Raw genomic sequence first — 11,142 nt, forward strand, 5'->3', positions numbered from 1 at the left:
GAGATCCCCGTGTGCCCCGACGGTGGTGATCAGGTGCGGTCCTCCGCCGAGTCCGGCGGGGGCCGGCGCCTGCGGCTTCCACGCGTCCCGAAGAGCCCCCGAGGGTCCTTCGCGGTGATGCTGGGGATCCTGCTGGTCCTCGTCCTGTCGGCGTTGCTGCTGGGCGGGTTCGGCATCGGGAACATAAGGTCCGCCCTGACCTACCCGGGGCGCGTCACCGGTGCCTTCCTCGTCGGGTCCGCGTTCATCGCGTTCGTCGGCGCATGGGCGGTGGTGGACCACTGGTACCGGAACAGCTTCGAGCGCTCGGGACCGGTCGCGCTGGCCGGCACGGTCGCGGCCCTCCTCGCCAACCTGATGCTCCTGTACGAGACGCTCGACGGTGATTCCATCGGCTACCGGGTGCTGTGGTCCCTGCTCACGGCGGGTTCCCTGTGGGCTGTCATCGCGGTGTGGCGGACATCGGTCGTCATCCCCGCTCCCAAGCAGGTGGCCGCGGTGGCGCTCATCACGACGCTCATCGCCGTGGGCAACTGGAGCTATCAGCACCTCTACCAGCCCAACCAGCGCGGGGCCAAGCCCCTCATCAAGGTGACCATCGGGAAGCCTCTGCTGGGTCAGAACCGCAAGGCGTTCTCCGTGCCGGTCGACCTCAAGCTCGAAAACCCCAGCGATGTGGGCTTCTACGTGCTCGGCGCCGAGTTCCACGCCATGGGGGAAAAGGTGCCGCTGAGCCCCAGGGACCGGCTCCGCAAGCAGTGGCGCGCTGATGCCGAGCAGTGGAGCAAAGCCCAGTACCAGGAGACACACCCGCTCTCCCGCAGGGAGATCCACCAGCCCGGCGAGTTGGTGGCGGCCCAGCCGTGGATACCGGCTGGAATCCATGTCGAGGCGCATGACGAGTTCTCCACCCGAACGGTCGTGCAGCTCCCCATCGACACCCGGTACGACCAGTTGGCGTTCTACGCCAGCGTGAGCCTGGCGCGCAAGGACCGGCTCGGTCTGGAGCGGGTTGCCTTCCAGGGGAACTCCTGGTCCCCCGGCAGCAAGGTACCCAAGTGGATACAGAAGGACCTCGACTCCGTCATCTTCCGCGGAAGGGTGTACGAGAACAACGTGATCGACGCCCACACGATGGACCCGCGCTACGTCACCGTCTTCTGGCGGTTCGGCACGCACGGGGCGGACGTCCTGGGCTTCATCAGACGGGACGGCGAGGAAGACCTCGTCTTCAGCACGGAGAAAGACCGTCGGCTGACCGATCGGTACGGTCTCGTCAAGGTCCAGACGGGCCCGTACGAACGGACGCTGTGGGACGTCAAGGCCCAGCGGTGAGCGGCCCGGCCGTGCCCCGCGCGCACGGCCGCCGGCCCCATCGCTCCAGCCACACCACCAGGGCCAGCGAGCTGTTCATACGGTCCCAGGAGTAGGCGTCGCCGATGCCGAACTGCGCCTCCCGCACGGCCCGGCAGAGCGTCTCGACGTCGAACATCTCCGCGACCAGCGGATGCCGGGCGGACCGGCAGAGGTCGATGAGTTCCTCGCCGTGGGTCCGTAGGCCGCGGGCGTAGACCTCGTTGAAGGGGATCTTGACCGACCGGTCGCGGACGCCGGGCGGCAGCAGATCGGCCATGGCCTCGCGCAGTACGGCCTTGGGGCGGCCCGGACGGAACGTGGCCTCGGCGGGGAGGCGGCGCATCGTGGCGACGACCTCCGGGTCGAGGAAGGGGTGCGAGAGGAAGAATCCGTACCGCGGTGCCTGGTGCCAGGACAGCGGGTCGGGAGCGGCGAGGTAGTTGGCCGCGTCGTAGAGGGACTGCTCGGGATCTCGCCCGAACACGAAACCGCTCTCCTCGATCCCGGCCTCGCGGTAGCCGTGCGCCCGCGCGAACCCGGGGCGCAGCCATGGGGGGCGGGCGAAGTTGCCCAGGCCGCCGAGCACCGTTCCGCGACGGCGGACGAGCGCCGTGATCCGTTCGGCCGCCAGGGGAAGGGCCGGCTGCACGACGTAGGCGGAGACGACGTCCCGCACGCCGCGCTCGCCGCTCGCGGCCCAGGCACGTGCCTGCCTCGTCAACTGCCGCAGCCGTCCGGCGCGGGCCAGTCCGTGCAGGTGGAAGGGGTTGGCGTCCACGATCGGATCGGCTCCGCAACCGGTCAGGAGGGTGTCACAGCCCAGGTCCGCCGCGGCGGCGTGCAGCCTGCTCCAGAAGGGGGCGCGGAAGGCGTGCGCACAGGGCTCGTCCGGGTCACCCGCGTGGTGCTGGAAGTCGTCGAAGTCGGCCACGTCGTCGACGTCGACGACGACGGGGCGCGCCCGGGGCGCGTGCCGGCGGATCTCCTCCATCGCCTCGTCGAGGTACGGCTGCTCCCCGGACAGTTCTCCGCGGCGGAAGCGCCCGGCCAGCAGGACGAGGTCCCCGGAGTGGCCCGGCGCCGCGGCCGAGGGACGCGCCGCGAGCAACGCGACGCTGGTGGAGTCGGTGCCGCCGGAGACGTGACATGCCGTCACCTCGCCCGTGCGGCGCCCGACGGCGTTCTCCAGAGCGCGGCGCAGATCCTTCGCGGCTCCGTGCGACGGGCATCCGTCCGACCGGTGCCCGTCCGTCGTCGTCGGCGGCGACGGGTCGTCGGCGGGCGGGACGCGTCGCTGCTCCCGGCCGCGCAGTCGCCCCGTGACCGAGAGTTCCACCACCTCACCGCCGAGAACGCGGTGCACCCGGGCGAACGGGGTGAGGCGCGCGTGCGGTTGGGCCATGTTCCCGGTCAAGTACCGGCAGAAGTAACGTCGTTCCGGCTCTTCCAGGCCACCCAGGTGGCCCGCCGAGGTGCTCACCCCGCTCACCCGGCCACCGGACTCCCGGTAGAACAGGGGGATGCGGGCCTGCTCGTCGCGCATCAGCAGGACGCGGTCGCGGCAGACCAGGACGGCCGCGTAGTCGCCGGTCGGCAGTCGCGGTGCGGCTCCCGGCCGGCCGAAGTCTTCGAGGAGGCGGCGCGCGCCCGCCACACGGTCCCGGAACGAGCCGGCCCAGCCGACGACCGCCGCGGTACCGGCCCGTGAGGAGACGGTGGTCACGAGTCCCCGCCGCGCCATGTCCCCGGCCGTCCAGAGCCGCGGTGTCCCCCCGGCCCAGGCGAGGCCGAGTGCCTCCACGTCACTGCCCTCCGCCGTCGATCGAGAGCACCGGCGTGAACGCGTGTCCGCGCGGATCGGCGTCCGGGATGCACAGGCCGGCCGAGGACGTCCAGGCGTGCAGGGCGAACGGGTGCTCGCGCACACCGACGTTCAGCGCGGCCCGCAGACCGCGCCGCCGCAGCAGGACGAACGCCGTCACGGCCTCGGTCTTGCAGTCGTCGTTGACCAACCAGCTTCTGCGGCCGTGCGATTGCACTGCCCGTTTCAGCCGGGCGACGTCCTCCGCGGAGGGAGGGTCCGCGCGGGCGTAGTCGGGGGCCGCCAGGGACAACAGCCGCAGGGCGCGCCCGAATCCCAGGGCTCGGATCAGCAGGTGCGTCGCGCGCAGCCAGAGCCCGATCTCGCCGTCCGCGTACGTCTTGGGGCGGGGCGTGGCACACCCGGCGCGGAGGAGACCGGTGAGGAGTTCCGCGCGTTCCTCGGGTCTTCCGTCGGTGAGCGTCCGGATGTCCGCCGTCGCCATGCCGAGGAAACGCGTCCGCTTCCAGTCCGCGATCAGCGCTCCGCTCGACATGCGGGTGACACGGCAGTGCGGTGACAGGAACCGCGTCAGGGCCACCAGGGAATCGGTGTCGTCCGTCACCGCGCCTCCTCCGGGGCCGGGCTCCCACGACGCCGCCGCGGCAGCCCGGTTCTCCTTGTGAACGGTGTCAGGCCTGGTAGCCGTATCCGTCGTAGTAGCCGCCGCTGTAGCCCCGGATCAGACGGCCGTTGCCGAGCAGAACGAGCCCGAACGGCATACGACGGCGCAGCAGTCGGAGAAACATCGCCTACCTCCAGAATCAGGCAGCCGTCGGTCAATTCCAGGCTACTCCGCGCCGGATGCCCCGCAATCGGACCGCCGTTCCCCCTGCCCGCGATGTGACGTGCGGTCGGCCGGACCGCTCGTCACATGGGGACATGCCTCGGGGCCGGCGGTCCTCGACCGCCGGCCCCGCGCGCCGTCGCACCGATAGGCGGGCTACAGCACCGGCAGGTTCTTCCGCAGCTCGAACGCGGTCACCTCGGAGCGGTACTCCTCCCACTCCTGGCGCTTGTTGCGGAGGAAGAAGTCGAAGACGTGCTCGCCGAGCGTCTCGGCGACGAGGTCGCTGCGGTCCATCAGGGTCAGCGCCTCGCCGAGGTTCTGGGGCAGGGGCTCGATGCCCATCGCCCGGCGCTCGGCGTCGGACAGCGCCCAGACGTCGTCCTCGGCGCCCGGCGGGAGTTCGTAGCCCTCCTCGACGCCCTTGAGGCCGGCGGCCAGCAGCATGGCGTAGGCCAGGTAGGGGTTGGCGCCGGAGTCGAGGGAGCGGACCTCGATGCGGGCGGAGCCGGTCTTGCCGGGCTTGTACATCGGGACGCGGACGAGCGCGGAGCGGTTGTTGTGGCCCCAGCAGATGTACGAGGGGGCCTCGCCGCCGGCGCCGGCGGTGCGCTCGGTGCCGCCCCAGATGCGCTTGTAGGAGTTGACCCACTGGTTGGTGACGGCGGAGATCTCGGCGGCGTGCTTGAGCAGGCCGGCGATGAAGGAGCGGCCGACCTTGGACAGCTGGTACTCGGAGCCGGACTCGTAGAACGCGTTGCGGTCGCCCTCGAAGAGGGAGAGGTGGGTGTGCATGCCGCTGCCGGGGTGCTCGGAGAACGGCTTCGGCATGAAGGTCGCCTGGACCCCCTGCTCCAGCGCCACCTGCTTCATGACCAGGCGGAACGTCATGATGTTGTCGGCGGTCGACAGCGCGTCGGCGTAGCGCAGGTCGATCTCCTGCTGGCCGGGGGCGCCCTCGTGGTGGGAGAACTCGACCGAGATGCCCATCGACTCCAGCATGGTGATCGCCTGGCGGCGGAAGTCCATGCCGATGTTCTGCGGGGTGTGGTCGAAGTAGCCGGAGTTGTCGGCGGGGGTGGGCCGCGAGCCGTCGAGGGGGCGGTCCTTCAGCAGGAAGAACTCGATCTCGGGGTGCGTGTAGAACGTGAAGCCCAGGTCGGAGGCGCGGGCGAGGGCGCGCTTGAGAACGTACCGCGGGTCCGCGAAGGACGGGGAGCCGTCCGGCATGAGGATGTCGCAGAACATGCGCGCGGTGCCGGGGGCCTCGGCACGCCAGGGCAGGACCTGGAACGTGGAGGGGTCCGGCTTGGCGATCATGTCGGACTCGTAGACGCGGGCGAATCCCTCGATCGCGGAACCGTCGAAGCCGATGCCCTCGTCGAACGCCTGTTCCAGCTCGGCCGGGGCCACGGCGACGGACTTGAGGAAGCCCAGCACGTCCGTGAACCACAGGCGTACGAACCGGATGTCGCGCTCCTCCAACGTCCGGAGCACGAACTCCTGCTGCTTGTCCATCTTCCGCTTCCCCATCCTTGCTGGTCAGGCCGCCTGTCTCCGTCCCGCGGGAGGCGGTCGGGCACCTGAGCATCCCACCACAACAGCATTTCACGCGCGTTGCGGACCTTGATCGCCACGGCGACCCCGGCCTGAACGCTCGCGTACGGCAGGTGTACCGCTTCGTCGCCCATCTTGCCTGTTCGGACTGACATCCGTAATGCCCGTCCCCGCCCTCCTCACCGCCCCCTCTAAATTTGCATCTCAGATGCAAGTTTTACTACGGTGCCGAGCACCGACCATCGACCGCCGGACCGGACCGGGCCCGGCACCCGTCCGCAGGAGGACTCATGCTGTCCGAACAGTCCGCAGCCACCGTCCGCGCCACGCTCCCCGTCGTCGGAGCGGCCATCGGCCAGATCACCGAGCGCTTCTACGACGGTCTGTTCGCCGCCCGTCCCGAGCTGCTGCGCGACCTGTTCAACCGCGGCAACCAGGCCGCCGGCACCCAGCGCCAGGCCCTGGCCGGCTCCGTGGCCGCCTTCGCCACGCACCTCGTCGAGCACCCGGACACCCGCCCCGACGCGATGCTCACCCGCATCGCCCACAAGCACGCCTCCCTCGGTATCGCCCCCGAGCAGTACGCCCTCGTCCACGAGCACCTCTTCGCCGCCATCGTCGAGGTCCTCGGCGAGGCGGTGACCGACGAGGTCGCGGCCGCCTGGGACGAGGTGTACTGGCTGATGGCCAACGCCCTCATCGCGATCGAGAAGCGGCTGTACGACGAGCAGGGCGGCCCCTCCTGGCGACTCTGGGAGGTCACCGAGCGCGTCCAGGAGACCCCTGACGTCGTCACCTTCCGGCTCCGCCCGCTCGACGGCGCCCCGGTCCGCGACTTCCGCCCCGGCCAGTACGTCTCGGTCCGCACCGCGCTCTCCGACGGCGCCCGCCAGATCCGGCAGTACAGCCTGTCCGGGGCGCCGGGCACGTCCGAGCGCCGGATCAGCGTCAAGCGCGTCCCCGGCGGCACCACCCCGCAGGGCGAGATGTCGAACCACCTCCACGCGCGCGTGCACGAGCGCAGCGTGCTGGAGCTGTCGGAACCGTACGGCGACCTCGTCCTGGACGAGGTCCCGGACAGCACCCCGGTGCTCCTGGCCTCGGCCGGGATCGGCGTCACCCCGATGATCCCGATGCTGGCCCACCTCGCGGCCACCGGCCACCCCGCCCCGGTCACGGTCGTCCACGCCGACCGCTCCCCCGCCGACCACGCCCTGCGCGCCGACCACGAGACGTACGCCGCGAAGCTCCCCGCCGCGGCCGTCCACCTCTGGTACGAGCAGGACGCCCCCACCGGCGCCCACACCGGCCGCGCCGACCTCACCGGCGTCACCGTCCACCCCGGCACGCGCGCGTACCTGTGCGGCCCGCTCCCCTTCATGCGCGCCGTACGCGCCCAGCTGATCGAGAAGGGCGTGTCCCCGGCGGACGTGCACTACGAGGTGTTCGGGCCGGATCTGTGGCTGGCGGGGGCGTGACACCCGCGGGCCACCGTCGCCTCACGGAGCCCTAGGGGGCTGCCGTCGGCTGACGGCAGCCGACGGCATCCGCATCCGACGGTGGCTGACGGCGGGCGGGATCAGGCGAGCCGGGGGATGCCCAGCAGCAGGGGGCCCGTCGGTTCCGCGATCATGTCCGCGATCGTCAGCGGGTCGAGGGACGCGAAGAAGGCCTCCTGGGCCCGGCGCAGGGCTCCGCGCAGGCGGCAGCCGGAGCTCAGGGGGCAGGGGGCCGCGCCGCCCTCGCAGTCCACGACGTCGCCGTCGCCCTCGAAGGCCCGGACGACCGTGCCCACCGACGCCGTACGGCCCTTCTCGGTCAGCGCGAGGCCGCCGCCGCGGCCGCGCCGGGCCTCCAGCAGACCCATGTGCTGGAGTTCGGCCACCACCTTGGCCGCGTGGGTGTAGGGGACCTCCATCGCGGCGGCCACGTCACGGGTCGTCGGGGTGGTCTCACCGGCCACCGCGAGCCGCATGAGCACGCGCAGTGCCAGGTCGGTGGAGCGCAAGAGCCGCATGAGAGGAAGCGTAGATAATACGCATCTCCGCTTCAACTTATGTCCGGCGTCTTGGCCGTGACCCGCCTACGCGATTCCCCCCTGCCCCCTTACGATCAGCTGACTCGCGTGCACCGTCCCGCCCTCCGCCCCCTTCCGTGAAGGACCGACTCATGGGTTCCGCCGAGAACAGCACCAGCGCGGCGCGCAAGGCGCGCATAGAGGAGATGCGGCAAGCCGACCGGACGCGTGAGCGGCGCAACCGCGTCGTCACCGTCGTGGCCGCCGCGGTCGTGGTCGCCGGGCTCGTCGCGGGCACCGTGTTCGTCGTGCAGTCGCGGTCGGACGACACCTCCGCCTCCACCGACGCGAAGGCCTCGGGGGACGGGAAGTTCGTCACCGGCTCGGACGGCGTGCGCACGTGGAAGGGGACGCTCGGGCGCACCCACGTCACCAAGACCGTGACATACCCGACCGAGCCGCCCGTCGGCGGCGACCACGCCCAGGCGTGGATGAACTGCGACGGCGACGTCTACGCGAAGGCGCTGAACAACATGAACGCCGTGCACTCCCTGGAGCACGGCGCGGTCTGGGTGACGTACAGCAGCAAGGCCCCGAAGGCGGACGTCGAGGCGCTGGCGGAGCGGGTCGGGAAGACGCCCTACACGTTCATGAGCCCGTACGAGGGTCAGGCCGACCCGATCATGCTCACCGCCTGGGGGCACCAGCGGACGGTGACCGGCGCGGGCGACCCGGACGTGGACACGTTCCTCGAGACGTTCGTGCAGGGCGAGCAGACGCCGGAGCCGGGCGCTGCGTGCACGGGTGGCCTGTCGCAGTGAGGCTCGCCCGGGTCGCCGTGTCCGTGGCCGTGGCCGGAGTGCTGGTCGCGGCCGGGGCCGTCGGCCGCTCCGTCGCGGGCGGCGACAGCGACGGCACCGAGGTCCCCGCCGCCGGCTCGGCGGACGCCGGCTTCGCCCGGGACATGGCCGTGCACCACCAGCAGGCCGTCGAGATGTCGTACATCGTGCGCGACCGCACGACGGACGAGGACGTGCGGCGGCTCGCCTACGACATCGCGCAGACGCAGGCCAACCAGCGCGGCATGCTGCTGGGCTGGCTGGACCTGTGGGGGCTGCCGAAGGTGTCGTCGGCGGAGCCGATGGCCTGGATGGGCATGAGCGGCATGGCCTCCGGCGAGGACGGCGCGCTGATGCCGGGCATGGCCACCGACGCCGAGATGGAGAAGCTCGGCACCCTGGACGGCGAGCAGGCCGAGGTGTTCTACCTCCAGCTCATGACGGACCATCACCGGGGCGGCATCCACATGGCGCAGGGCTGTGCCGCCCGGTGCGCCGTGGGGGCGGAGCAGCGGCTCGCGCAGGGCATGGTGGACGGGCAGCGGTCGGACATCCAGCTGATGGCGGACCTGCTGGAGGAGCGGGGGGCCACGGCCCGGCCGTAAGGGCGGTGCGGCGGTCCGGTCGCGGGAGCCCGGTCAGGGGCGTGGCCGTGGAAGCCCGGCTACGGGAGGCGTCGTGCCATCCCGGCCGCAGGGGCGGTGCGGCGGCCCGGTCTCTCGTGTGGCGTGGGGTGACCCACACCTCACGCCACCCCATCGCGTCGCTTTGACGATTACACTGGTGCCCGTGCCTCAACTTCGCCTCGCCCTGAACCAGATCGACTCGCGCGTCGGCGACCTCGCCGGCAACACCGAAACGATCCTCCGCTGGACCCGGCACTCCGCCGAGCAGGGAGCGCATCTCGTGGCGTTCCCCGAGATGGTGCTGACCGGGTATCCCGTCGAGGACCTCGCCCTGCGCTCGTCCTTCGTCGAGGCCTCCCGCGCGGCCCTGCGCACGCTCGCCGCGCGCCTCGCCGACGAGGGCTTCGGCGAACTGCCGGTGGTCGTCGGCTACCTCGACCGCTGCGAGACCGCCCAGCCGAAGTACGGCCAGCCCGCCGGCGCCCCGCAGAACGCGGCGGCGGTCCTGTACGGCGGTGAGGTGGTCCTCGCCTTCGCCAAGCACCACCTGCCGAACTACGGCGTCTTCGACGAGTTCCGCTACTTCGTGCCCGGCGACACCATGCCGGTGCTGCGCGTGCACGGCGTCGACGTGGCCCTCGCCATCTGCGAGGACCTCTGGCAGGACGGCGGCCGGGTGCCCGCGGCGCGCTCCGCCGGGGCCGGTCTGCTGCTCTCCGTCAACGCCTCCCCCTACGAGCGCGACAAGGACGACACCCGTCTGGAGCTGGTGCGCAAGCGCGCCCAGGAGGCGGGCTGCACCACCGCCTACCTCGCCATGATGGGCGGCCAGGACGAGCTGGTCTTCGACGGCGACTCGATCGTCGTGGACCGCGACGGCGAGGTGATCGCGCGGGCGCCGCAGTTCGCCGAGGGGTGCGTGGTCCTGGACCTCGACCTGCCCGCGGCGTCCGCGGACGCGCCGACGGGGGTCGTCGACGACGGCCTGCGCATCGACCGGGTGGTCCTGTCCGAGGACCCGCTGCCCGCGTACGAGCCGGCGTCGGCCGGCGGGTACGCGGAGCGGCTGGACGACGACGAGGAGGTGTACTCGGCGCTGGTGGTGGGGCTGCGGGCGTACGTCGCCAAGAACGGCTTCCGCTCCGTGCTGATCGGCCTGTCGGGCGGCATCGACTCCGCCCTGGTCGCGGCGATCGCCTGCGACGCGGTCGGCGCGGAGAACGTCTACGGCGTGTCGATGCCGTCGAAGTACTCCTCCGAGCACTCGAAGGGGGACGCGGCGGAGCTGGCGCGGCGGACGGGGCTGAACTTCCGCACCGTGCCGATCGCGCCGATGTTCGACGCCTACATGGGGGCGACGGAGCTGACCGGGCTGGCGGAGGAGAACCTCCAGTCGCGTCTGCGCGGCACCCTGCTGATGGCCATCTCCAACCAGGAGGGCCACATCGTGCTCGCGCCGGGCAACAAGTCGGAGCTCGCGGTGGGCTACTCGACGCTGTACGGCGACTCGGTGGGGGCGTACGGGCCCATCAAGGACGTGTACAAGACGTCGATCTTCCGGCTCGCCGAGTGGCGCAACCGGGCGGCGGCCGAGCGGGGCCAGACCCCGCCGATCCCGGAGAACTCGATCAGCAAGCCCCCGAGCGCGGAGCTGCGGCCCGGCCAGGTCGACACGGACTCGCTGCCCGACTATCCCGTCCTCGACGCGATCCTCGAGATGTACGTCGACCGGGACCAGGGCGCCGACGCGATCGTCGCGGCGGGGTACGGCCGGGAGCTGGTCGTCAGGACCCTGCGGATGGTGGACACCGCGGAGTACAAGCGGCGGCAGTACCCGCCGGGTACGAAGATCTCGCCGAAGGGCTTCGGGAAGGACCGGCGGCTGCCGATCACCAACGGCTGGCGGGAGTCGGTGTGACACCGGCCCCTCGCCCGCCCGGCGGGTGGGCGTGCGCGCCCTCGCGCCGGGCGGTGTGCGGCGGGTGCGCGGGTGCGGGTGCGCGGTGGCTGATCGCGCAGTTCCCCGCGCCCCTGAGAGGCTGACGCGCGTGGCCCCAGAGCGTCAGCACCCTGCGGCACCGCGTCGCACGCGCACCCGC

The 11,142-nt window shown here is 71.7% G+C and carries 9 protein-coding genes; 5 read left to right on the forward strand and 4 right to left on the reverse strand.

The window, feature by feature from the left end; translation table 11 throughout:
* The first annotated feature begins 9 nt into the window (after window positions 1-9).
* Window positions 10-1,335, forward strand: a complete 1,326-nt coding sequence (locus ACFYWQ_RS01430; protein ID WP_389511719.1) for a hypothetical protein — start codon at window positions 10-12, stop codon at window positions 1,333-1,335.
* Here the strand turns inward: ACFYWQ_RS01430 and ACFYWQ_RS01435 are convergent.
* The 3 genes from ACFYWQ_RS01435 to glnA all read right to left on the reverse strand — a co-directional run bounded on the left by ACFYWQ_RS01435 (window position 1,319) and on the right by glnA (window position 5,522).
* Window positions 1,319-3,097, reverse strand: a complete 1,779-nt coding sequence (locus tag ACFYWQ_RS01435) for an asparagine synthase-related protein (RefSeq protein ID WP_389512846.1) — start codon at window positions 3,095-3,097, stop codon at window positions 1,319-1,321. The genes ACFYWQ_RS01430 and ACFYWQ_RS01435 overlap by 17 nt on opposite strands.
* A 61-nt stretch (window positions 3,098-3,158) precedes the next feature.
* Window positions 3,159-3,782: a lasso peptide biosynthesis B2 protein gene (locus ACFYWQ_RS01440; protein ID WP_389511721.1), complete on the reverse strand. Its 624-nt coding sequence runs from the start codon at window positions 3,780-3,782 to the stop codon at window positions 3,159-3,161.
* A 378-nt stretch (window positions 3,783-4,160) separates the two neighbouring features.
* The gene (gene glnA, locus ACFYWQ_RS01445) at window positions 4,161-5,522 is read right to left on the reverse strand and encodes a type I glutamate--ammonia ligase (protein ID WP_385062255.1); all 1,362 of its coding nucleotides are present in this window, start codon (window positions 5,520-5,522) and stop codon (window positions 4,161-4,163) included.
* Window positions 5,523-5,851: 329 nt separating this feature from the next.
* On the opposite strand from glnA, the gene ACFYWQ_RS01450 reads away from it, so the two are divergent.
* Window positions 5,852-7,039, forward strand: a complete 1,188-nt coding sequence (locus ACFYWQ_RS01450) for a globin domain-containing protein (protein ID WP_389511724.1) — start codon at window positions 5,852-5,854, stop codon at window positions 7,037-7,039.
* 101 nt (window positions 7,040-7,140) lie between these two features.
* Here the strand turns inward: ACFYWQ_RS01450 and ACFYWQ_RS01455 are convergent, their stop codons facing one another.
* Window positions 7,141-7,578, reverse strand: coding sequence for an RrF2 family transcriptional regulator (locus ACFYWQ_RS01455; protein ID WP_389511725.1), 438 nt, complete (start codon window positions 7,576-7,578; stop codon window positions 7,141-7,143).
* A gap of 152 nt (window positions 7,579-7,730) precedes the next feature.
* Between ACFYWQ_RS01455 and ACFYWQ_RS01460 the strand changes: the two genes are divergently transcribed.
* The 3 genes from ACFYWQ_RS01460 (at window position 7,731) to ACFYWQ_RS01470 (ending at window position 10,961) form a co-directional block, all read left to right on the forward strand.
* Window positions 7,731-8,399, forward strand: coding sequence for a DUF3105 domain-containing protein (locus ACFYWQ_RS01460; RefSeq protein WP_389511726.1), 669 nt, complete (start codon window positions 7,731-7,733; stop codon window positions 8,397-8,399).
* On the forward strand, window positions 8,396-9,022 hold the full coding sequence (locus ACFYWQ_RS01465; protein WP_389511728.1) for a DUF305 domain-containing protein: 627 nt from the start codon (window positions 8,396-8,398) through the stop codon (window positions 9,020-9,022). Before ACFYWQ_RS01460 ends, ACFYWQ_RS01465 begins: the two co-directional genes overlap by 4 nt.
* A 184-nt stretch (window positions 9,023-9,206) precedes the next feature.
* The gene (locus ACFYWQ_RS01470) at window positions 9,207-10,961 is read left to right on the forward strand and encodes an NAD+ synthase (RefSeq protein ID WP_389511729.1); all 1,755 of its coding nucleotides are present in this window, start codon (window positions 9,207-9,209) and stop codon (window positions 10,959-10,961) included.
* The last annotated feature ends 181 nt before the right edge of the window (window positions 10,962-11,142 follow it).

The sequence above is a fragment of the Streptomyces sp. NPDC003247 genome, from assembly GCF_042888135.1.
Taxonomy (GTDB): Bacteria; Actinomycetota; Actinomycetes; order Streptomycetales; family Streptomycetaceae; genus Streptomyces.